The organism is Flavobacterium sp. AG291 (genome assembly GCF_003350375.1).
Lineage (GTDB): Bacteria > Bacteroidota > Bacteroidia > Flavobacteriales > Flavobacteriaceae > Flavobacterium > Flavobacterium suzhouense.
The window spans coordinates 126,147-149,632 of record NZ_QQAR01000004.1 but is presented as its reverse complement, the minus strand read 5'-3'; the positions used below and the strand labels follow the sequence as shown (position 1 = coordinate 149,632).

Annotated in this window: 23 protein-coding genes; 19 read left to right on the top strand and 4 right to left on the bottom strand. The window is 37.4% G+C overall.

Features of this window, described 5'->3' with window-relative positions; translation table 11 throughout:
* Positions 1 to 16 precede the first annotated feature (16 nt).
* From DEU42_RS06320 to DEU42_RS06275, 10 genes are all read left to right on the top strand, one after another.
* On the top strand, positions 17 to 2,095 hold the full coding sequence (locus tag DEU42_RS06320; protein ID WP_114757440.1) for a T9SS type A sorting domain-containing protein: 2,079 nt from the start codon (positions 17 to 19) through the stop codon (positions 2,093 to 2,095).
* Positions 2,096 to 2,213: 118 nt separating this feature from the next.
* A complete protein-coding gene (locus DEU42_RS06315; protein WP_114757439.1) occupies positions 2,214 to 4,289 on the top strand; it encodes a T9SS type A sorting domain-containing protein in 2,076 nt (691 codons plus the stop codon).
* Between the two features lie 174 nt (positions 4,290 to 4,463).
* Positions 4,464 to 5,747: a citrate synthase gene (locus tag DEU42_RS06310; RefSeq protein WP_114757438.1), complete on the top strand. Its 1,284-nt coding sequence runs from the start codon at positions 4,464 to 4,466 to the stop codon at positions 5,745 to 5,747.
* A gap of 156 nt (positions 5,748 to 5,903) precedes the next feature.
* Positions 5,904 to 6,818: a dimethylarginine dimethylaminohydrolase family protein gene (locus DEU42_RS06305; RefSeq protein WP_114757437.1), complete on the top strand. Its 915-nt coding sequence runs from the start codon at positions 5,904 to 5,906 to the stop codon at positions 6,816 to 6,818.
* 10 nt (positions 6,819 to 6,828) lie between these two features.
* Positions 6,829 to 7,764, top strand: coding sequence for a citrulline utilization hydrolase CtlX (gene ctlX / locus DEU42_RS06300; protein ID WP_114757436.1), 936 nt, complete (start codon positions 6,829 to 6,831; stop codon positions 7,762 to 7,764).
* A gap of 1 nt (position 7,765) precedes the next feature.
* On the top strand, positions 7,766 to 8,179 hold the full coding sequence (locus tag DEU42_RS06295) for an RrF2 family transcriptional regulator (RefSeq protein ID WP_114757435.1): 414 nt from the start codon (positions 7,766 to 7,768) through the stop codon (positions 8,177 to 8,179).
* Between the two features lie 78 nt (positions 8,180 to 8,257).
* Positions 8,258 to 8,521, top strand: coding sequence for a DUF2061 domain-containing protein (locus DEU42_RS06290; protein WP_114757434.1), 264 nt, complete (start codon positions 8,258 to 8,260; stop codon positions 8,519 to 8,521).
* On the top strand, positions 8,490 to 9,209 hold the full coding sequence (locus DEU42_RS06285; protein WP_114757433.1) for a phosphoadenylyl-sulfate reductase: 720 nt from the start codon (positions 8,490 to 8,492) through the stop codon (positions 9,207 to 9,209). The genes DEU42_RS06290 and DEU42_RS06285 overlap by 32 nt, the downstream gene beginning before the upstream one ends.
* A 3-nt stretch (positions 9,210 to 9,212) precedes the next feature.
* Positions 9,213 to 10,118, top strand: a complete 906-nt coding sequence (gene cysD, locus DEU42_RS06280; RefSeq protein WP_410501018.1) for a sulfate adenylyltransferase subunit CysD — start codon at positions 9,213 to 9,215, stop codon at positions 10,116 to 10,118.
* A gap of 2 nt (positions 10,119 to 10,120) precedes the next feature.
* Positions 10,121 to 11,362, top strand: coding sequence for a sulfate adenylyltransferase subunit 1 (locus DEU42_RS06275; protein ID WP_114757432.1), 1,242 nt, complete (start codon positions 10,121 to 10,123; stop codon positions 11,360 to 11,362).
* 80 nt (positions 11,363 to 11,442) lie between these two features.
* On the opposite strand, the gene DEU42_RS06270 is transcribed toward DEU42_RS06275, so the two are convergent.
* The 3 genes from DEU42_RS06270 to DEU42_RS06260 form a co-directional block, all read right to left on the bottom strand.
* Positions 11,443 to 12,075, bottom strand: a complete 633-nt coding sequence (locus DEU42_RS06270) for a MarC family NAAT transporter (RefSeq protein WP_114757431.1) — start codon at positions 12,073 to 12,075, stop codon at positions 11,443 to 11,445.
* A gap of 34 nt (positions 12,076 to 12,109) precedes the next feature.
* Positions 12,110 to 12,496: a hypothetical protein gene (locus tag DEU42_RS06265; RefSeq protein ID WP_114757430.1), complete on the bottom strand. Its 387-nt coding sequence runs from the start codon at positions 12,494 to 12,496 to the stop codon at positions 12,110 to 12,112.
* A gap of 199 nt (positions 12,497 to 12,695) precedes the next feature.
* Positions 12,696 to 13,418: a hypothetical protein gene (locus tag DEU42_RS06260; RefSeq protein ID WP_114757429.1), complete on the bottom strand. Its 723-nt coding sequence runs from the start codon at positions 13,416 to 13,418 to the stop codon at positions 12,696 to 12,698.
* Positions 13,419 to 13,577: 159 nt separating this feature from the next.
* On the opposite strand from DEU42_RS06260, the gene DEU42_RS06255 reads away from it, so the two are divergent.
* The gene (locus tag DEU42_RS06255; RefSeq protein WP_114757559.1) at positions 13,578 to 13,940 is read left to right on the top strand and encodes a CoA-binding protein; all 363 of its coding nucleotides are present in this window, start codon (positions 13,578 to 13,580) and stop codon (positions 13,938 to 13,940) included.
* Here the strand turns inward: DEU42_RS06255 and DEU42_RS06250 are convergent.
* A complete protein-coding gene (locus DEU42_RS06250) occupies positions 13,924 to 15,423 on the bottom strand; it encodes a sodium:solute symporter (protein WP_114757428.1) in 1,500 nt (499 codons plus the stop codon). The genes DEU42_RS06255 and DEU42_RS06250 overlap by 17 nt on opposite strands.
* 111 nt (positions 15,424 to 15,534) lie before the next feature.
* Here DEU42_RS06250 and recR point away from each other — a divergent pair, with 111 nt between their 5' ends.
* The 8 genes from recR to rfbA all read left to right on the top strand — a co-directional run bounded on the left by recR (position 15,535) and on the right by rfbA (position 23,482).
* Complete coding sequence (gene recR / locus DEU42_RS06245; protein WP_114757427.1) at positions 15,535 to 16,155, top strand: recombination mediator RecR; 621 nt, start codon at positions 15,535 to 15,537, stop codon at positions 16,153 to 16,155.
* Between the two features lie 109 nt (positions 16,156 to 16,264).
* On the top strand, positions 16,265 to 17,254 hold the full coding sequence (locus DEU42_RS06240) for an SDR family oxidoreductase (protein WP_114757426.1): 990 nt from the start codon (positions 16,265 to 16,267) through the stop codon (positions 17,252 to 17,254).
* 9 nt (positions 17,255 to 17,263) lie between these two features.
* Positions 17,264 to 18,535 (top strand): nucleotide sugar dehydrogenase, encoded by a 1,272-nt coding sequence (locus DEU42_RS06235; RefSeq protein WP_114757425.1) that lies wholly within the window; start codon positions 17,264 to 17,266, stop codon positions 18,533 to 18,535.
* A gap of 155 nt (positions 18,536 to 18,690) precedes the next feature.
* Positions 18,691 to 20,085, top strand: a complete 1,395-nt coding sequence (locus DEU42_RS06230; RefSeq protein ID WP_114757424.1) for a UDP-glucose 6-dehydrogenase — start codon at positions 18,691 to 18,693, stop codon at positions 20,083 to 20,085.
* A gap of 56 nt (positions 20,086 to 20,141) precedes the next feature.
* Complete coding sequence (rfbB, locus tag DEU42_RS06225; protein WP_114757558.1) at positions 20,142 to 21,197, top strand: dTDP-glucose 4,6-dehydratase; 1,056 nt, start codon at positions 20,142 to 20,144, stop codon at positions 21,195 to 21,197.
* The gene (gene rfbC, locus DEU42_RS06220; RefSeq protein ID WP_114757423.1) at positions 21,197 to 21,745 is read left to right on the top strand and encodes a dTDP-4-dehydrorhamnose 3,5-epimerase; all 549 of its coding nucleotides are present in this window, start codon (positions 21,197 to 21,199) and stop codon (positions 21,743 to 21,745) included. The genes rfbB and rfbC overlap by 1 nt, the downstream gene beginning before the upstream one ends.
* 1 nt (position 21,746) lies before the next feature.
* Positions 21,747 to 22,604 (top strand): dTDP-4-dehydrorhamnose reductase, encoded by an 858-nt coding sequence (gene rfbD, locus DEU42_RS06215; protein ID WP_114757422.1) that lies wholly within the window; start codon positions 21,747 to 21,749, stop codon positions 22,602 to 22,604.
* Positions 22,604 to 23,482 carry a glucose-1-phosphate thymidylyltransferase RfbA gene (rfbA, locus tag DEU42_RS06210; RefSeq protein WP_114757421.1) on the top strand — a complete coding sequence of 293 codons (879 nt, stop codon included), beginning with the start codon at positions 22,604 to 22,606 and terminating at the stop codon, positions 23,480 to 23,482. Before rfbD ends, rfbA begins: the two co-directional genes overlap by 1 nt.
* The last annotated feature ends 4 nt before the right edge of the window (positions 23,483 to 23,486 follow it).

Sequence of the window (23,486 nt, the reverse complement as noted above, 5' to 3'; positions counted from 1 at the left end):
AGCTAAACACTTTGCAATGAAAAAAATAATTCTCTATTTATTACTATTAGTTACTTGTCATGCAGGTGCTCAGGCAATTGTTGTACCGGATGCTAATTTTATGGCTAAGCTTTTGGCTTCAAGTCCTACTAACAATATTGCTAAAGATAGTGGAGGAGACTCAATTGCAATAGATGCAGATGAGGACGGTATTATTACTGTGGCAGAGGCAGAAGATGTAAGAGAGCTAAATGTTTCGGGTTCTAATATAAACTCTCTTACAGGGATAGAATATTTTATAGATATGAGAGTGCTTAACTGCAGCAACAATGTAATTAATGGAAGTCTCTCTCTGACCTCTTTGACAGATCTTAGAGAAATAAACTGTTCAAACAATCAATTGACTTCATTACTTATTAATGGGCTGGATCATCTTGAAATTCTTGATTGTGGTGTAAATCAACTATCTGTTCTTGAGCTTACAGGTTTAGGTTATCTGGAGTCGTTAGCATGTAATGATAATAATCTTGGTTCTCTTGATGTAAGCAGCAATACAGAATTGTCATACCTTTCATTTGCAAATAATGATCTTGTAACCCTTTTTATTAAAAACGGGGCAGATGAAGCTTTTGACGCTGCCAACTGGAGTACTAATCCAACGCTTGAATATATATGTGCTGATGAATTTCAGGTTGCAACCATTCAGGGGTATTCGTCACTTTCAGCAACAACCCAAGTGAATTCTTATTGCTCTTATGCTCCTGGAGGTGTATATAACCGAATTACAGGTGTGGTGAAATTTGATGGGAATAATAATGGTTATTGTTCTGATGTAGATGATTATGCGATACCTTCATTGCGATTAAAGGTAACCGGAGGGACAGAAAATTATGAAGATGAAATTTTTACCAAAGCTGATGGTAGCTTTATTTTTTACGTAGGGCTTGGAGAGTACCATATAACTCCGGTTTTTGAAAATGAGTACTTTACTTCGTCGGTTGTGGCAGGTGCGAATTTTACAGTAGTTGATGGTGCTGAAATGGTCAGAGATATATGTGTTCATAAAACTGCTGCCAATCATCCGGATGTTGAAGTGGTAATAGCCCCTCTTACAGATGCTCAGCCGGGTATGAATGCTATATATAAAATGATCTATAAGAACAAGGGTAACCAAACTGTAGCCTCTGGAAATGTTACCTGTTTGTGGGATAGTGAACGATTTAGTTATGTTTATGCCAGTCCTTTTATTGATGTTATTGGTACTGACACTTACACGTGGAATTATACTGGCTTAAAGCCTTTTGAATGTAGAGAGATAATAATGGAGCTTAATGTTAACAGTCCGACTGATACAACGCCGGTAAATGTAGGTGATGTGTTAGAATTTGAGATGACAATCAATCCGGGGTCTGACGATATGCCGGGAGATAATGCTTTTTATTTCAATCAGCCTGTTGTAGGCAATTTGTCGTCTAATACTATTACATGTATTGAAGGTGATGTTGTTTCTCCTGATGCTATTGGTGAATATCTTCATTATGTGGTTAATTTTGAAAATACAGGTACTCAAACAGCCAATTTTGTAGTAGTAGAAATGGATGTTGATACTGATCAGTTTGATATTGCTTCATTAAGACTGGTTAATAGTTCGGCAACTACAACAAGCCGTGTTGCAGGTAATAGGATAACTTTCAGGATTGAAAATGCTAATATGAATGCGGCAGATCACGGTAATATATTATTTAAGCAAAAAAGCAAATTTAACCTTACCTCAGGTGCTACTGTTACAAGTACTGCACGGGTGTTCTATGACTATAATGCACCGGTTCAAACCAATGATGCCAATACTACATTTGCAGTACTAAGTGCAGGTGATTTTGAAATGGATAATTCGGTTAAGCTATATCCGAATCCGTCAAAAGGGATTGTGAAAATTGAGGCTGATACAACAATCAAAATAATATACCTGTATGATATTCAGGGAAGACAACTGGAAGCAGGCTTTAATAATGAAGATAATGCTGTGCTTGATGTGTCAGAAAGGGCTGCAGGAATTTACTTTGTAAAAATAATTACAGAAAAAGGAATGAAAGTTGAAAAACTGATTAGGGAATAAGAATAATTAATTGTTATATAAAGGTCAATACTAATGTATTGGCCTTTTTTTATTGCCATGCTGTAACATGGTAACAGAAAACTTAAACTAAACTATAAACTAATTAATTACTTAAACCATGAAGAAAATTTTACTTTCGGCATGCATGCTGTTAGGTGTAGCTGCCAGTGCGCAAATTATTTCTATTCAAGATGCCAATTTAAAAAATAAGCTTTTAAGTGCAAACACTTCTAATTTTGTAGCTATTGGTACAGGTAATCAAAGTATAATTCTTGATGTAAATGCGGATGGTGAGATCGATCAAAGTGAGGCGGATCTTGTATACTATCTAAATGTAAATAATGCTGGTGTAGTATCTTTAAGCGGACTTGAAGATTTTACAAATCTTAAATCGCTGCAGGTTAGAGGAAATAATATCGTTTCGGTTAATCTTTCTGGCTTCACTAATCTTGAATATTTTGACTGTATGGAAAGTAATATTCATTCTTTGAGTGTTTCAGGATTAAATGCATTAGGATCAATTTATTGCGATGACAATCCTTTGTCTTATCTGGATCTACACGATCTTCCTGCAATTCGAGAGGTATATTGCAGTAATACACTGCTAACAGAGCTTAATTTGAGCCAAATACCAAGTCTTGAATGGTTTAGGGTTAATGATAATCCTTTATTAACAAAAATAAATATTCATAATGGTAGCATTCTTCCTCATCCTATGGAGTGTGATTTAAGCAACCTTCCAAGCCTTTTAATGCTTTGCATTGATGAAGATGAAGATGATGTCATGCTGCCATATTTTGAATCGAACCAAATTTTACCGCCATACATGAGTACAACTTGCGAATATGTTCCCGGACAGGTTTACAACGCTATTTCGGGAAAAATAAGGCTGGATCTTAATGGCAACGGTTGTACAGATGCTGATACATCTCCTGGTTATTATCCGGTGAAAATTTCTGACGGGACAAACGAAAAAATTAAATACACAAACCAAAATGGAGAATACATTGCATTTGTGAAAGCGGGTACTTATACTATAGAAGCAACATATAACGGTACTTTATTTGCAAGTATTCCTGCAAATGCATCGGTTACTTTTGCTTCAATAGACAATGAATCTTTTGTTCAGGATTTTTGTATTGCACCAAATGGTGTGGTAGACGATGTTACTGTTACTTTAAGTGCAGGATTCTCTATGCCGGGTTTTGATACCTACTGCCATGTTTATATAAGAAATAATGGTAATACAGTTACTAACGGAACAGTAACTTTTAATTATGATGATAACGTGCTTGATTATGTATTAACTACACCTCAGGCACCCACAGTGGCGCCGGGTACAGTTACATGGGGATACAGTAACCTTAAACCATTTGAAAGCCGTAGCTATACAATTAAGCTAAATGTAAATTCTCCTACAGAAACTCCTGCCGTAAATATTGATGATATCCTGACTTTTGATGCAGTTATAGGCGTGCAGGGTAATGATGTAAATCCTGGTGATAATACATATGAAGCACAGTCTTTAGTAGTAGGGTCATTAGATCCTAACAATATTATTTGCATGGAGGGAGATGAAGAACCTGTAGAGAACATAGGCAAGTATCTTAACTATGAAGTAAATTTTGAAAACACAGGTAATGCGGCTGCCACATTTGTAGTGGTTACACAGGAAATTGATGATACAAAATTTGATGTGAATTCATTTGAAGTAATTAATAGCTCGCATGCAGTAGATGTTACACGTATTGGTAATCTTGTTACATTCATGTTCGACGATATCAATCTAGGTGCAGCTGCTCAGGGTACTATTGTTTTCAGGGTTAAAACGCTTGCCAGTCTTGAGGAAGGTGACCAGGTAATGAATAGAGCTAATATTGTTTTTGATTACAACTACGCCCTTGTTACAAATGAAGCTGTAACCACATTTGAAACTATCCTTGGTATAAATAATCCTGTAATTGACCAATCGATTAAGGTTTATCCTAATCCTTCAGCAGACGTTGTAAATGTACAGTCTCAAAATGAGATCAATATCATAGAATTATATGATTTACAAGGAAGGTTGTTACAGATAAATCAAATAAATACAGTAAGTGCACAATTAGACCTTACAGGCAGGCAAAGTGGTATTTACTTTGTTAAGATAACTACCGATAAAGGCAGTAAAGTTGAAAAGCTGATTAAGGAATAGTCGCAAGACCTTAAATTTTACATATTTATCAAAAGTCAATGCTGCAAAGTATTGACTTTTGTTTTTTAATGGCATATTTAACGTTTTTAATAAGTAATTTTCTTTATAAATAAATTGTAATTTATTAAATTCGCAGGAATATATTTTTCAAAACAATAATTCACACTACAAATCATGTCAAATACTGCAATATTAGAGATTGATGGCAAGAAATATGAGTTTCCTGTAATCGTGGGAACTGAGAACGAGACTGCTATTGATATCGATAAACTACGCGGCTTAACAGGCGCTATAACTATAGATCCGGGTTATAAAAATTCAGGATCATGCAAAAGTGAAATTACTTTCTTAGATGGTGAGCAGGGAATCCTTCGTTACAGAGGTTATTCTATTGAAGACCTTGCAGAGAAGTCTCACTTCCTTGAGGTTTCTTACCTTCTTATTTTTGGTGAGCTTCCAACAGCTGATCAGCTTGAAAAGTTTGAAAATGATATTAGAAAATATACTCTTGTAAATGAAGAGATGAAAAACATCATTGATGGTTTTCCTAAAACTGCCCACCCAATGGGAGTTCTTGCTTCATTAACAAGTGCACTTACAGCATTTAACCCTAAATCGGTTAATGTTGCCAGCGAAAAAGAAATGTATGAGGCTATATGCAAAACAATGGGTAAATTCCTTGTTATTGCTACATGGACGTACAGAAAAGCAATGGGTTATCCTCTAAACTATTATGATAATACTATTGGATATGTAGATAACTTCATGAAACTGATGTTCTCTCTTCCAACAGGTCCTTATTCTGTAAGCCCAACAGTTGTGAATGCGCTTGATAAATTATTCATCCTTCACGCTGACCACGAACAAAACTGTTCTACATCTACAGTAAGAATGGTAGGTTCATCTCATGCAGGCCTATTCGCTTCTATCTCTGCAGGTGTATCTGCATTATGGGGTCCGCTTCACGGAGGTGCTAACCAGGCAGTACTTGAAATGCTTGAAGAAATTCAGGCTAACGGTGGTGATGCTGATAAATACCTTGCTAAAGCAAAAGATAAAGATGATCCGTTCCGTTTAATGGGCTTTGGTCACAGAGTTTACAAAAACTTTGACCCTAGAGCTAAGATTATCAAAAAAGCTGCTGACGAAGTTCTTGCTGCTCTTGGTGTTGACGATCCGGTACTTCAAATCGCTAAAAGACTTGAAGAAGCTGCGCTTCAGGATGAGTACTTCAAATCAAGAAACCTATATCCTAACGTAGATTTCTATTCTGGAATCATCTACAGGGCTATGGGTATACCTACAGAAATGTTTACGGTTCTTTTTGCAATTGGGCGTCTTCCGGGTTGGATCGCTCAGTGGAAAGAAATGCGCGTAAACAAAGAACCTATCGGTCGTCCGCGTCAGGTATATACTGGTTCTCCACTTAGGGATTTTATTCCGGTTGAAAAAAGATAATACGTCTTATTTATATAGAAAGCTGCTCAATGAGCAGCTTTTTTTATGGGAGCAAGTAGAGATTCTTTAGTTTATGGATAAATAAATTATCAATATTAATAGAAAAGTTTACAATGAGCAGTTCATTTTCTATATTTGCGCAAAACCAAATATGCCATGTTGCAACTCAACGTTAAAAACGAAACCTCGCGGCTTCGCGCCGTAATATTAGGGACGGCTACGAGCAATGGGCCTACTCCGCTGGAGCATGAGGCCTATGACCCAAAATCATTAGAACATATAAAAGCAGGAACTTATCCTGTAGAACCGGATATGGTAAAGGAAATGGATGCCCTTGCCAAAGTTTTTGATAAATATGATATAAAAGTTTATCGCCCGGAAATTATTAAAGATTATAACCAGATATTCAGTAGGGATATTGGTTTTGTGATTGAAGATATATTCATTAAAGCAAATATTCTTCCGGATCGTGAGCGTGAACTTGACGCTATTCAATATGTGATTGATCAGATTGATCCTAAAAAGGTGGTGCGTCCGCCGGATGAAGTACATATTGAAGGCGGCGATGTAATGCCCTGGAATAATCATATTTTCATCGGCACCTACAAAGGGAGCGATTACAAAGATTTTATAACAGCCCGTACCAATATGCAGGGTGTTAATTATATTAAAGAGCTTTTTCCAAACAAGATTGTAAAAGAGTTTGACCTTGTTAAGTCGAGGATAGAGCCACGCGACAATGCCTTGCATCTTGATTGCTGCTTTCAGCCTGTAGGTGAAGATAAAGGTGTGATTTATAAAAGTGGATTTAGAGAAGAGGCAGATTATTTGTATCTTGTAGACTTGTTTGGTATGGATAACCTGTTTCATATAGACAGGGAAGAAATGTATAACATGACATCTAATTTTTTCTCTATTGATAAGGATGTTGTTGTTGTAGAGAGAAACTTTACAAGATTAAAAAACTGGCTTTTGGAAAGAGGCTTTACTGTTGAAGAAGTGCCTTATGCTGAAATTGCCAAACAGGAAGGTTTGCTAAGGTGTTCTACTTTACCCCTTATAAGGGATTAATTTTAATACAATGAGACAGATTACCGATACTATATTAATGATACGCCCGGTGGCATTCAGGATGAATGAGCAAACGGCTGTAAACAATTATTACCAAAAAGTTGTAGATAAGCTTTTGCCCGAAACGGTTAATGCTAAAGCGCAACAAGAATTTGATGCTTTTGCTGAAAAGCTGAAAGCAGCAGGTGTAAATGTTATTGTGGTAAACGATAGTACAGATACCGATACACCGGATTCTATTTTTCCTAATAACTGGGTGTCATTTCATGAAAATGGGGATGTGGCATTATACCCTATGTTTGCTGAGAATCGTCGTAGTGAGCGCCGTGAAGATATTCTGGATATGCTGGAAGACCAGGGCTTTGTTATTGAGAATATTGTAGATTATACTTCGGCAGAAGATGATGATATTTTTCTTGAAGGTACAGGAAGTATTGTTCTTGACAGGGCTAATCACAAAGCGTATTGCGCTTTATCTCCACGTGCTGATGAAGAACTGTTGATAGAGTATTGTGAAGATTTTGAATATACTCCTATAATTTTCGAAGCGTACCAAACAGTTAATGGTGATCGTAAGCTTATTTATCATACGAATGTAATGATGTGTATTGGCGAAACATTTGCCGTTATATGTGCTGATTGCATCGATGATAAAAAAGAGCGTAAGATGGTTCTTGAAAACCTGAAAGAAGATGGTAAAGAAGTTATTTTGCTTACGGAGGAGCAACTTAATAACTTTGCAGGAAACATGCTTCAGGTTAAAGGAGTTGACGGAAAAAGTTATCTTGTAATGAGTGAAGCCGCTAAGCAGGTTCTTACTAAAGACCAGATTACCAAAATTGAGAAACATACAGAAATACTTAGCGCTAACCTTGATACCATTGAGGCTTGCGGAGGCGGAAGCGCTCGCTGCATGATGGCTGAAGTATTCCTTCTTAAACAATAATATGCTTTCAAAAAAAACTAAATATGGGTTAAAAGCGCTGATCTACATTGCTAAGCAAGGTGGAACAGCGCCTGTGCTCATATCTGATATTTCTGAAAAAGAACAGATTCCTAAAAAATTCCTTGAGGCCATTTTGCTGGACCTTAAGAAATTTGGCATTCTTGGTTCTAAGAAAGGAAAGGGTGGAGGATATTATCTTATGAAAGATCCTAAAACTGTTTCCGCGGCTACGCTTATCCGTGTTCTGGATGGTCCTATTGCTATGCTGCCATGTGTTAGCCTTAACTATTATGAAAAATGTGATGATTGTCCTCATGAGGATAAATGTTCTCTCCACAGGTTTATGGCAGACGTGCGTGATTCTACTCTTAATATATTGCAACAGAAATCGTTACATGATTTAACATTATTGTAGCGCTTTTTTTTACCTTATTACTCTATAATATCTATAGAGTAATAGTATATTTGGAAAAATATAATTTCAGGAGACACTATGATTGATATACTAAGTGGTAAAAAGAATTTCTCACTAAAGGATAGTCCTAAGATATCTGCCATTAAGGCAGTTACATGGCGTATAGTGGGAACAATAGATACTATGATCATTTCATATATATTAACCGGTAACGCTAAAGTTGCAGTTTCGATAGGTGGTTTTGAAGTATTTTCTAAATGCCTCCTATATTTTTTGCATGAAAGAGCCTGGGCCAGAATAACACGTAAAGATGGAGAAGGAAAGATTACAGTATCTGAATAATGAACTTATTGGATTGACGGTGGCTGAAGCTTTGGTCTTTGTAGTTAGTGCAGTAGAAGGCAAAAAAGTGTTCTCTACCTCTTTTGGGATTGAAGACCAGTTGCTGACGCATTACGTGGCTCCATTGGCAAAGGATGTTGAAGTGTTTACCCTTGATACCGGCAGGCAGTTTAACGAGACTTATGAGGTGTTTCAGCGGACGCAGGATAAATATCCACAGCTTACCATAAGTACTTTTTTTCCAGAGCAGGGAGATATTGCCACTTATGTGAATCATCATGGTATTAATGGCTTTTATGATAGTGTTGATAACCGTAAAGAATGCTGCCGTATCCGTAAGGTAAAGCCGTTGCAAAATGCGATTAAAGGAGCCTCGTTGTGGATAACCGGGCTTCGTGCTGAACAATCGCAAAACAGGGAGGATATGCAATTTCTTGAATGGGATGATACTAACGGTTTGGTTAAGTACAATCCATTGTTGCACTATTCATTAAAAGATGTAGAAGCTGAGGTAGAGGCTAATAATATACCTGTTAACAGCCTGTATAGAAAAGGCTATCTGAGTATAGGCTGTGCGCCTTGTACCCGTGCGCTTCTTGAGGGTGAAGATTTTAGGGCAGGACGCTGGTGGTGGGAAAATGGAAAAAAAGAATGTGGATTACATATACACTCTGATAAAAACTATTGATAAATGACTCATTATATACAATCACATTTAAAAACGCTCGAAGACGAGAGCATTTATATAATTCGTGAGGTAGTGGCACAGTTTCAAAAACCGGTGCTACTCTTCTCTGGAGGGAAAGATTCTATAACGCTGGCCAGGCTTGCACAAAAAGCTTTTTATCCGTCTAAGATACCTTTTCCATTCCTGCACATCGATACAGGACATAATTTTCCTGAAACTATAGAATTCAGGGATCAGTTGGTTAAAGAGCTGGGAGTAGAACTTATTGTTCGCTACGTTCAGGATAGTATTGATCAGAAAAAAGTTCAGGAAGAAACAGGAAAGCATGCTAGTCGTAATGCACTTCAAACCGTTACCTTACTGGATGCTATTGAAGAGTTTGGTTTTGATGCCTGTATGGGAGGTGCACGTCGTGATGAGGAAAAATCGAGGGCAAAGGAACGTATTTTCTCCGTTCGTGATGATTTTGGACAATGGGACGCTAAAAAACAGCGACCTGAATTATTTAATATCCTGAATGGAAAGATTCATTTTGGAGAGAATGTGAGGGCGTTTCCTATAAGTAACTGGACAGAAGAAGATGTTTGGAGTTATATAGCTCAGGAGGGTATTGGATTGCCTTCTATTTATTTTGCACATCAGCGTAAGTTGGTTAAAAGGGATGGTGCTTATCTGGCGCATTCGGAATATCTGAACCTTGTAGATAGCGACGAAATTGTTGATACCGTTGTCCGTTTCCGTACAGTAGGAGATATGACCTGTACTGCAGCTTTTTTATCTGAAGCATCAACGATTCCCGATATTATGTATGAAAACAAAGCCTCTAAGTCTTCTGAAAGAGGTGCCCGAATAGATGATAAACGATCTGAAGCGGCACTGGAGCAAAGAAAGAAAGGAGGGTATTTTTAATTATGGATTTATTACGAATTAATACTGCCGGTAGTGTAGACGATGGTAAAAGTACGCTTATTGGCCGCTTTTTGAATGACAGCAATGCGCTTACCAAAGAACAGATTGAACTTATAGAAAGAAAGACCAAAGAGAAAGGACTGGAAGATCTTGATTTTTCGGTTATAACTGATGGGCTTATTGCCGAGCGTGAGCAGGGGATTACTATTGATGTGGCGCATATTTATTTTTCTTCAACAGAACGAAAATTTATAATTGCCGATAGTCCCGGGCATATTGAATATACACGTAACATGGTTACAGGGGCATCGAATTCAGAGGTGTCTATTATTCTTATTGATGCGCGTAAAGGTTTGCTGGAGCAAACCTACAGGCATTATTTTATCAGTTGCCTGTTACGCCTTGAAAATGTAATCTTCTGTATCAATAAAATGGATCTGGCAGATTATAGCGAAGATGTATTTCTTTCCATAGCCTCAGACATTAATAAGATGGCGGCCCAGTTTGAATATAAGCCTGTAATTCACATACTGCCGATAAGTTCATTAAAGGGAGATAATGTGGTGGAAACTTCAAAATATACCGGTTGGTATACAGGGAAGACCTTGTCTGAAGTACTTCATGAGATTATACCGAACGGTATAAACACAGATGATTTCAGGTTAGATGTTCAACAGGTGTTACATGTTCAGAATACTGAATTTACCGATTACAGGGCGTATGCAGGAAGAATAATAAGCGGAGGGATTGCAGTGGGTGATTCCGTTACTGTATTGCCTTCAGGTCAAAAAAGCGAAGTAACTGAGATAAGGAAGTTTACAGATACGCTTAGTGAGGCAAATACTGGTGAATCGATTCAATTGCGTTTAAAAGATGAGATAGATATCAGTCGTGGCTCTATGCTGGTAAAATCGACAGATGAAAAGCTACTTAATAAAGATATTGCTGCTACTTTAGTATGGATGGATGAAAAGCAGGCTACAGCTTCCGGTAAGTATTTGCTTCAGGCGGGAACGCGTACTGTGGCCTGTAAATTACAGCAAATTGAAGGTGTAATACCTCCGGAGAATCCTTCAGCTATTGCTGAAGCCAGTAATTTAAAGCTGAATGATATTGCTAAAGTACAGTTAAGAACATCAAATCCGGTTTTTCTGGATTCCTTTAGCCAAAACAGGTTAAACGGTAGTTTTATACTAATAGATACACAGTCAAATAATACAGTAGCTGTAGGATTTGCTGATTAAGAATAAAGGTGTCAGGTTAGAGTTTGTTTGTTATTTTGTTTAGAAAGCTGTATTCCTCAAGGAATACAGCTTTTTCTTTTTTAATTAAATGGGATTGTCTTAAGGATGTTTACTACAGAGCTGCTGATATACTGTACTCCAATGGCAATAACTATAAAGCCTATTATCCTTGAAATGGCTACAATGCCTGATGCCCCCAGTATTCTCGAAAGGTAATGGGCGCTACGCAGCATCAGAAAGATAACTAGTGCTACAGCGGCCATGGCAAGGCAGGCAATGATTTTTTGTTCGATTGCTGTGTAATCCTGATACAAGGCGATTAATAATGATATGGATCCCGGTCCTGCCAGCATTGGTATGGCAAGAGGAGTCAGTGCAATGTCATTTCTTTTTTGTGCATCGTTCTCTACTTTTTTATTTACGCCACGCGTCTTTTTGAATTTGCCCGTTAAAAGAGAGAATCCTGAATTTACAATGATAAAGCCTCCGGCTATACGCAGGGCGTCAATGCTAATACCAAAAAAAGCAAGTACGTACTGGCCTATGAAAAATGAAATAAGAAGGATTATGAAAACATTTACAGCAGTCCAGAATGAAATGCGGGAGCGTTCGGCCAGACTATCGTCCTGGGTGAGTCCAACAAAGATAGGTATCGCGCCAAGCGGGTTGATCACTGAAAAAAGAGCTGCAAAAATGTAAATGAATAATTCCATAGAGTTTGTTGATTTTTATGGCAAAGGTATAGTTTTATAATATGGGCTGCTTTTCTAAATCGTTAATTTGACCATCTTCATAATAACAAATCGAAAGTTGTGGTTGCACTGCAAACATAAGGGCTTCGTAGCCTTCTTTTACCTGTGTTTCTAAAGATACGAGGTAACAGTTGTTTATAATGCCAAGGTAGGTAAGCAATGGTGAATATAGTGTTATTCCTATTTTGTGTTTAGAGCTATCGGTAATATCAGAATTGATAATGTTGAACTTGTAATTTACTGAAGGCAAAAACGTAGAGCCAAGCACATTCTGTAGCCGGCATTCGCGATACGTATCTTCAGATATATACCTTTCCCATGCTGAAGTTGATGAGTTGTCGATAATTACGCGATAGGCAAGGCGAATCTTTGGGTACGGCATAATGAATCTTTGTAAAAGCAAAAGAGAGAAATTGCTTTCTCTCTTTCAAATATAAAAAAATAAACTACTAAAAAGGTAGGCACTACCTACTGAACTTTAATTTCTTGCTACTTCAAATCTGCCATTCGAATTGTAGATGCTAACTATGTATATTTAATATCCTGATCACCCTTACAGCAACCCATTTTTAAGTCGAAATTTAAGTTGCTACAAATCCGTTTAAAGGAGCTTCAATAAGAAGTAATATTGCATTCTCAGAGAGTGCTTCCATTTCAATTTCTTTAGTATCCCATAAGGCAAGTCCATCGCGTTCTTCCATAAGGCAGCCCTGAATCTCAAAAGCACCACTTATTACAAATGCAAAAATACCGTTAGCCTTATTGCATGGGGTGTAAATGGTTTCGGCGCGTTCTTTGAATATGCCCATATGAGCCGAAAGCCCATTTTGATAACTTTCAAAAAGCTTATGTAGTGTGTTTTTTGTTTTAAGGTCAGCATGTGTAATTAGAAAGTCCTGGGGTAATAGTACTTCTGATTGTATAGCTGAAGAAAAAGTTATGTAAAGATAATTTATCAGGCTGTCTTCGTAAGGGTTTCTAATGTTTATCGCTGTGTTTTCGTATTTATGGTATATAAATGCTTCACCCGGAACTACAATTTCTGAATTGTTGGTTTCAAAATTGCATTCTGTAGCTCCAACCAATGGTAAGATCATTAAAGTTGTGCCAGCCGACAAGTTACGTGTAACAGTTTTATTAGCGGCCAGCGTTTCGTCATTTAATGCTGTAAGTGTTCCGAAAGGATGTCTTGCATCATGGCTGAATCCGTTAAAATTAAATGTAGCGTGCAGCCTGTGTGTTTCGTCTTCGGCATGACCCCGTGTATGGGCTTTAAATATCTGTGATGGTTTTTGCTGTATCATAAGGTGTTGGATTTGTACAGTCAAATGTATTGATTATTAGGATGAGGTGTTTTCTGTTTGAGGTTAACGGTACTTATGTTGAGGTAAAACGTTAGGGTAACGATAAAAAGCAATGATAACTATTACTATTTGAGTAATTTTGATGTAAAAGTTATGGATATGAATAAGAAAACACTTGTAATGGGGGCTTCGACTGATCCGGGACGATATGCTTATAAAGCGATAAAGATGCTGCAGCGTTACGGACACCCGGTTGTGGCTATCGGTAAAAAAGAGGATGATCTTGACGGTACTAAAATAGAAAAGGATCACGTGGCATTTGAGGATGTAGATACTGTTACACTATATCTAAACCCCATGAATCAAAAACAGTATTATGATTATATTATTGCGTTGAAACCGGAACGCGTCATCTTTAACCCGGGAACAGAAAATCCTGAATTGTACGCACTGCTGCGTGAAAACGGAATTGATATTGAAGTTGCCTGTACTTTGGTAATGCTTTCTACAAATCAGTACTAAGTTGTTTTTTGCTGATGCTTAGTAATAAAAGTAACGTTATAAGCCCGTTTATGATGATCAGTTCGTTGTCAAAAACATAATCGCCGAAGAATAAAGACGAATTCATGCTTATGAATAATGTTAGCAAAGGAGAAGCGATACAGATAAAAGGTACAAGTTTATCTTTTACGCTACGGTTTTTCATAAATAACCCAAAACTGTAAAGACCAAGCAAAGGTCCGTAGGTATAAGATGCTATTCTGAATATCATGCTCACTACTGAGGCGTCATTAATGGTGTTGAAGATTATGATTACTAAAAACATCAGTACAGAAAAGGAGATGTGAACAAAATGCCTTCTTCTCACTGCGTTTGTTTTTCCGGCGTTCTGTTCCTTATCCATACCAAGAAAATCGACGCAGAATGAAGTGGTAAGGGCAGTTAGTGCCGAATCGGTAGTAGCGAAAGTTGCGGCGGTTAATCCTAAAAGAAAGACTACTGATGGTATAAGCGTAAGATGATTGAATGCAATTTCAGGGAAAAGTAAATCAGTTCTTGGTTTTCCATCTACCATTGGCACATCAATGCCATTGTTATTAGCATAGATGTAAAGTAATGCACCTACTCCCAGGAAGAACAGATTGATGACCACAAAGATTCCTGTAAAGGTGAACATGTTCTTTTGAGCTTCTCCAATATTCTTGCAGCTAAGGTTTTTTTGCATCAGATCCTGATCCAGGCCTACCATGGCAATGGTAACGAATATTCCGCCGAGTATCTGTTTTACAAAATGAAATTTGCTGGTAATGAAATCTTCAAAAAAGAATATTTTTGAATAGTTACTTTGCTTTACAGTTTCAAAGGCTTCAGGCAGGCTTAGGCTAAGACTGTCGCAAATGAAGTATATGGTGAAAAAGACTGACGAAACCAGGAATAATGTTTGCAACGAATCGGTAATGATGATTGTTTTAAGTCCGCCTTTATAGGTGTAGGCAAATATCAATAGTAATGATATAAGCACCGTCATCCAGAATGGAACTCCAAGACTATCGAATACATAGCGCTGTAAAACGATAACGACAAGATAAAGCCTGAAAGCCGAGCCAATGGTACGGCTGATAAGGAATATCATGGCCGATGTTTTGTAGCTGTAGTAACCCAGCCTTTTTTCGATGTATCCGTATATAGAGGTAAGATTCAGCCTGTAATAAAGGGGAAGCAACACTTTAGCTACAATAAGGAAGCCTATGGCATTACCAAGTATGAATTGGAAATATTTGAATTGTTCGCCACCGGGAGCTCCAACTTCACCGGGAACTGAAATAAAAGTTACTCCGGAAAGCGCAGTGCCTATCATGCCAAAAGCTACCAGATACCACTTCGAATTTTTATTGGCTTTAAAAAAAGTATCGTTGCTACTGTCTTTTTTGCTTACTAGTCTGGAAATAAGAATCAGGATTCCAAAATAAACAATGATGATAGATAGTATGGTTAATGGCTGCATAGTACAAGGTTTGTTTTACAAAACAACTAAAAATATTTCAATAAAATACAACGGTCGAAATTTGATTGGCTATAAATGCACTTTGGCAGCTGTTTAGTACCTTTGTACACTATGGAAATGTCTTCTAAATTACTTGAAAGGGCGGTTGCTGAGATTTCTCAGTTACCGGGCATTGGTAAGCGCACGGCACTCAGACTGGCGTTACATCTTTTAAAACAACCTGCCGAACAAACACAACTGCTTACATCGGCATTGCAAAAAATGCGTGATGAAATTCAGTTTTGCCATCAATGCCACAATATAAGCGATGTTGAGGTGTGCGAGATTTGTGCGAATACTTCGCGTGACAGGTCGGTAATTTGTGTAGTTGAGGATATTCGTGATGTTATGGCAATTGAAAATACAAACCTTTTTAAAGGTATTTATCATGTATTGGGGGGAAAAATATCACCTATAGATGGCATAGGGCCAAGCCAGCTGAACATTGTCACATTAGTTGAAAAAGTAAAAACAGGCAGCGTAAAAGAACTGATATTTGCCCTTAGTTCGACCATGGAGGGAGATACAACTAACTTTTATATTTATAAGCAAATAAAAGAGTATGGTATAGTGACTTCGGCTATTGCGAGGGGTATTGCCGTGGGTGATGAGCTGGAGTTTGCAGATGAGGTTACCCTAGGGCGAAGCATACTGCATCGTGTGCCGTTTGAAAATTCTTTAAAAAGTAGTTAGGAAATTCAGATTTTGTACTGTAATATACCCATTCATAAGTATAGCAATAAACAAATATAGTAGCTATATTTGCAGCTGCTTTGATAGCAACCAAACACCAACCAATTTAATGCAGAATAATTTACAGGAAAAAATCCTGATTACCGGGGGGGCAGGATTTATCGGATCCAATCTTTGTGATCATTTTATAGCTAAAGGCTATAAGGTGGTTTGCCTGGATAATTTTGCAACCGGTTTCAGGAAAAATATTCAGCATCATCTTACAAATTCTTCATTTACACTTATAGAAGGAGATATAAGAAATATGGACGATTGTCGAAGGGCTGTCGAAGGGGTTTCTTATGTTTTGCATCAGGCAGCATTAGGTTCGGTGCCGCGTTCCATAAAAGATCCGATAACAACCAATGACGTGAATGTTGGTGGTTTTTTAAATATGCTTACTGCCAGCCGCGATGCCGGAGTTAAGCGGTTTGTGTATGCTGCAAGTTCATCTACGTATGGCGATTCTGAATCGCTTCCTAAAGTGGAAGACAAGATTGGAAAGCCACTTTCTCCTTATGCCATTACGAAATATGTAAACGAGCTCTATGCCGATGTTTTTAGTAGAACATATGGTATGGAAACGATTGGTTTGCGTTATTTTAATGTTTTCGGAAGAAGACAGGATCCTGCCGGTGCCTATGCTGCAGTTATTCCAAAATTTGTATTACAGTTCATGAAGCATGAAAGTCCTGTAATAAACGGAGATGGTAATTATTCCCGCGATTTTACTTATATTGACAATGTCGTTCAGATGAACGAGCTGGCAATGCTCTCTCAAAATAAAGAGGCTCTTAATACAGTATATAATACTGCTTTTGGAGACAGGACTACCTTAAAGGAACTTGTGGGATATTTAAAAGAGTTTTTATCAGAATACGATAATGCTATAAAGAGCGTTGAGGTAATTCACGGTCCGCAAAGGGCGGGTGATATACCGCATTCGCTGGCCAGTATTGAAAAAGCCAAACAACTGTTGAATTATAATCCTGAATTTTCAATCAGGCAGGGATTAAAGGAAGCAGTTGCGTGGTACTGGGAAAATTTAAAAAATGCCTGATAAGAAAGAATGAAAATAACTATTATAGGATTAGGCTATGTAGGGTTGCCATTAGCTGTAGCTATGGCAAAGAAGCATGCTGTTGTGGGGTTTGATGTGAATCTGGACAGGATTGCAGCGCTTAATAAATATCAGGATATTACATTAGAGGTTAGTGCCGATGCGCTTAAAGAAGTAGTTAAGGGTAACAACTCTAACAGTGAAGGGTTATTCTGTACGTCAGAACTTGAGGATCTCAAAGATTCTGAATATTATATTGTTACGGTTCCTACGCCTGTAGATAAAAATAATAAACCTGACCTTACGGCCCTTTACAGGGCAAGTGAGACCGTTGGAAAAGTGTTGAAGAAAGGCGATATAGTTATCTATGAGTCTACTGTATATCCGGGTGCTACAGAGGAAGAATGTATTCCTGTGCTGGAGCGTTTTAGTGGCTTGAAGTTTAATGAAGATTTCTTTGCAGGTTATTCTCCCGAAAGGATTAATCCGGGAGATAAGGAACATACTGTAGAGAAGATATTGAAAGTAACTTCGGGTTCTACTCCGGAGGCAGCTCAAAAAGTTGATGCGCTTTATAAATCGGTAATTACTGCGGGTACGCATTTAGCTCCATCAATAAAAGTGGCTGAGGCGGCTAAGGTGATTGAGAATGCGCAACGCGATATTAATATAGCTTTTGTAAATGAACTTTCTAAGATATTTAACTGTCTGAATATAGATACGTATGCTGTTTTAGAGGCTGCTTCTACCAAATGGAATTTCCTGCCGTTTAAGCCGGGGCTTGTTGGTGGACATTGTATAGGTGTTGATCCGTACTATCTGGCACAAAAAGCACAGCAGGTTGGGTATCATCCTGAAATAATACTTGCAGGAAGAAGGCTCAATGACAGTATGGGGCAATATGTGGCTTCGCAACTGGTAAAGCTGATGATTAAAAAAGGGATAGAAGTTAATGGTGCGAATGTGCTTATGCTGGGGATTACTTTTAAAGAAAACTGTCCTGATGTTCGTAATACAAAAATAGTAGACGTAGTACATGCACTTAGTGATTATGGTATTAAAGTAACCACTTTTGACCCATGGGCAGCAAAGGAAGAAGTGTTGCATGAATATGGGCTGGAAACGGTTAATGTACTGCCTTCTGGTAAATATGAGGGAGTTATATTAGGGGTTGCTCACAAAGAATTTGAATCACTGGATTTTGACTCATTAAAACAACCTAAAAGCATTCTTTATGATGTTAAGGGAGTTTTAGGAGATATCGCTGATGGTGGCTTATAGTTGGGTTTTTAACTTTGAGTTAACATAAAATAAGAGATTCTTTCATTTATAGAGTGAAAAAGATTGTAAGTTTGCGGATTATAATATAAAATTGATTTGAGGTTATCTGAGTCTGAATATGAAGGGGTTAGGTAAATGTATGAAACTTGTAGTAAATGAGTACAATTAAAAATATATGCTGTATAGGGGCAGGTTATGTGGGTGGGCCAACTATGGCTGTAATTGCACATAAATGTCCTGATATTAAAGTTACGATAGTTGATTTAAATGCAGAAAGAATTGCTGCCTGGAATGATGAGGATGTTAATAATATTCCCATTTATGAACCGGGTCTTGCAGAAATAGTAGCTTCGGCGCGTGGAAGAAATCTTTTTTTCTCGACAGATATTGATAAGGCTATTGATGAAGCTGAAATGATATTTATTTCAGTTAATACCCCAACTAAAACCTATGGTGTTGGAAAGGGTATGGCTGCCGATCTTAAATATATTGAGCTTTGTGCCAGGCAAATTGCGGCAGTAGCTAAAAATAATAAGATAGTTGTAGAAAAATCTACCCTGCCTGTAAGGACAGCTGAAGCTTTAAAAAATATCCTTGATAATACAGGGAACGGGGTTAAATTTCAGATATTATCAAATCCTGAATTCCTTGCAGAAGGTACGGCTGTACAAGATCTTCTTTCTCCGGACAGGGTACTGATAGGCGGTGGCACTGATGCTGAAGGTCAGGTAGCAATAAAAGCGCTTGTTGATGTTTATGCAAACTGGATTCCGTCGGAGAGGATACTTACCACAAATGTATGGTCTTCTGAACTTTCTAAGCTAACAGCGAATGCATTCCTGGCTCAAAGGGTTTCGTCTATTAATGCTATGTCAGAGTTATGTGAAAAAACAGGTGCAGATGTTGAAGAAGTAGCCCGTGCTATAGGTATGGACAGCAGGATAGGTTCTAAATTCCTGAAAGCTTCTGTAGGTTTTGGAGGTTCTTGTTTTCAAAAGGATATCCTAAACCTTGTTTATATAGCAAAATCGTATGGTCTAAGTGAGGTTGCTGATTACTGGGAACAGGTAATTATTATGAATGACCATCAAAAGAAGCGTTTTGCTTCAAATATTGTCAGGACGCTTTATAATACTGTTTCGGGTAAAAAAATTGCTTTCCTGGGGTGGGCTTTTAAGAAAGATACGAATGATACAAGAGAATCAGCTGCAATATATGTAGCTGACGATTTGCTTTTTGAGCAGGCTAACATTGCAGTATATGACCCTAAAGTGAAAAGCGAAACCGTATATAGGGATCTTGACTATCTTGGAACAAGGGGTTCGGCTGAAAACAAAGAAAATGTTAGTGTTTTTAATGATCCCTATGGGGCTTGTAAAGATGCGCATGCTATTGCTGTATTGACAGAGTGGGATGAGTTTAAGTCGTATGACTGGCAAAAGATTTATGATAACATGAAAAAGCCTGCTTTTGTTTTTGACGGAAGAAAAATACTTGATGGAGACAAGTTAAAAGAAATAGGTTTTGTATTTCAGGAAATAGGAAGATAGTATACTATCAATAAATGATTAATCGCCTAACCGCAGGCATTTTTAATAAAAATAATATGCGAAAGATTCTTATTACCGGAGGTGCAGGTTTTATTGGTTCACATGTTGTAAGAAGATTTGTGAATAATTATGCTGATACTCAGATTTATAATCTTGATGCGCTTACCTATGCAGGTAATCTTGAGAATATAAAAGATATTGAGAATAAGCCTAACTATACCTTTATTAAAGGGGATATAACTGATGCCGCATTTATTGATGGTATTTTTGAAAAACACCAGTTTGATGGGGTACTTCATCTTGCTGCCGAATCTCATGTTGACAGATCAATTAAAGATCCTTTAGCATTTGTGAAAACTAATGTTATAGGAACCATGAATCTTCTAAATGCTGCCAAAAAAAATTGGGAAGCTAATTATGAGGGGAAAAGATTTTATCATATCAGCACTGATGAGGTTTATGGTACTTTAGGTTCAGAAGGCTTATTTACTGAAGAAACGCCTTATGATCCGAATTCACCATATTCGGCTTCTAAAGCTGCTTCCGATCATTTTGTGAGAGCTTATGGAGAGACTTACGGTTTGCCTTATGTTTTGACTAATTGTTCGAACAATTATGGTCCTTTCCATTTTCCGGAGAAGCTTATACCGTTATTTATTAATAATATAATTAACCAAAAGCCACTGCCTGTTTATGGTGATGGTAAATATACACGCGACTGGCTTTTTGTAGAAGATCATGCAGTCGCTATTGACTTAGTTTTCCATCAGGGGAAAAATCATGAAACTTACAATATTGGAGGATTTAATGAATGGCAGAATATTGACCTTGTTAAGTTGTTATGTTCAATAATGGATAAAAAACTGGGTAGGTCAGAAGGAACATCAGAATCATTGATTACTTATGTAAAAGATCGTCCAGGGCATGATTTACGCTATGCAATTGATGCTACTAAAATAAATAAAGAGTTGGGTTGGAAACCTTCGGTGACTTTTGAAGAAGGACTTGAAAGGACAATTGACTGGTTTTTAAACAATCAGCAATGGCTTGATAATGTTACATCCGGTGAATACCAAAAATATTATAACAACCAATACAACGAATCGAAATAATGGAAATCGAAAAAACCGGATTGGAAGGGTGTTTAATCCTTAAGCCAAGGATTTTTGGCGATGAAAGAGGATATTTTTTTGAAAGCTATAATGAATCTGTTTTCAATAATTTGACTGGTATTCAAACAAAGTTTGTTCAGGATAATCAGTCATTTTCAACATATGGGGTTCTTCGTGGTCTTCATGCTCAGGCAGGAGAACATGCACAGGCAAAACTTGTAAGAGTGCTTCAGGGTGAGGTGCTGGATGTGGCAGTTGATGCACGCCCGGATTCACCTACTTTTGGGCAACATGTTGCCGTAAGACTAAGTTCAGAAAATAATCTTCAGCTTTTTATTCCAAGAGGTTTTCTTCACGGATTTGTAGTTTTATCTGAGACCGCAATTTTTGCATATAAATGTGATAACTATTACAATGCTGCATCTGAAAAAGGAGTATTGTATAGTTCTCCGGAACTAAATATTGACTGGATTGTGGATGCTGAAAAAGTAAGCCTTTCAGAAAAAGATTTGATATTGCCAACATTTGCTGAAGTTTACAAAAAATAGGATGAGAAATATTATTGTAACCGGAGGGAACGGACAGTTAGGAAACGCTATAAATTCTATAGAAACGGAGTTTGGAAATGGTGATAATTACATTTATCTGACAGCTGAACAACTGGATGTTACCAGTGTGGATAGTATTACCGAAGCTGTAAAAGTTCACAAACCTTTTTACATAGTAAATTGTGCGGCGTATACTGCTGTTGATAAGGCTGAGTCTGAAAAAGATCTGGCATTTTCTATTAATGCTGCCGCAGCAGAAAATCTGGCAATAATTTGTAAAAACAATAGTATAAAACTGATTCATATATCTACAGACTTTGTTTTTGGGGAAACGAATCCGCTTCCGTTGACAGAGGAGATGAAAGCAGTACCCACAAGTGTGTATGGAGCGACCAAATTGGATGGGGAAAAATTAATAATTCAGCATTTAGAAGAGCATTTTATAATCCGTACAAGTTGGCTTTATTCTGAATTTCAGAATAACTTTCTTAAAACAATGATACGTCTTGGTAATGAACGTGATGAACTTTCAGTAGTTTACGATCAGGTAGGTACTCCCACTTATGCTGTTGATTTGGCAGGGTTTATCATGCATATAATTAATTCTGATTCATTAGCTTATGGAGTTTACCATTACAGTAATGAAGGGGTGGCTTCATGGTATGATTTTGCTTATGAGATTTTTAAGCTGAATGACATTAAAATCAATCTTAAACCAATAACATCTGATAAATTTCCAACGCCGGCTAAACGTCCAAACTATTCAGTAATGAGTAAGGATAAAGTAAAAGAGGTTTTTGGTATATCAATTAATCATTGGATGGAGAGTTTAGCAAACTGTATAAAAAAACTTAACTAATGAAGGGAATTATACTAGCTGGAGGGTCAGGCACAAGACTATATCCTTTAACAAAATCAATTTCTAAGCAATTGATGGCTATTTATGACAAGCCGATGATATATTATCCTCTTTCGGTTCTCATGCTAGCGGGTATAAATGAGATTCTGATAATCTCTACTCCTCATGATCTCCCTAATTTCAGGAATCTTCTTGGAAATGGTGATGATTTGGGAATAAAACTTGAATACGCCGAGCAACCAAGTCCGGATGGGCTTGCACAGGCTTTTATAATTGGAGAGGAATTTATAGGCGGAGATGATGTATGTCTGATATTGGGAGATAACATTTTTTATGGGCATGGACTTACAGGACTTTTAAAAAAGGCTGTAAAAAACGTAACTACCGATAGGAAAGCTACAGTTTTTGGATACTATGTTCAGGATCCTGAGCGATATGGTGTTGCAGAATTTGATTCGTCGGGTAATGTTATATCTATCGAAGAGAAACCACTTACTCCTAAGAGTAATTATGCGGTTGTAGGTTTATATTTTTATCCTAATTCTGTAGTTGAAATGGTGAAGAAAATTAAGCCTAGCAACAGGGGAGAGCTTGAAATTACAACCATTAACCAGGAGTATCTGAATTCAAATGAATTAAAAGTAGAGCTAATGGGACGAGGTTATGCATGGTTAGATACCGGCACGCACGAGTCTTTGTTAGAAGCTTCGAATTACATACAGACTATAGAAAAAAGGCAAGGCTTAAAAGTAGCTTGTCTTGAAGAGATTGCTTATGAAAAGGGATATATATCAAAAGAAAAACTTATTGAACTTGCCACTCCTCTTCAAAAAAATGAGTATGGTAAATACTTATTGAGGCTGGTATCGAGAAAATAATTAT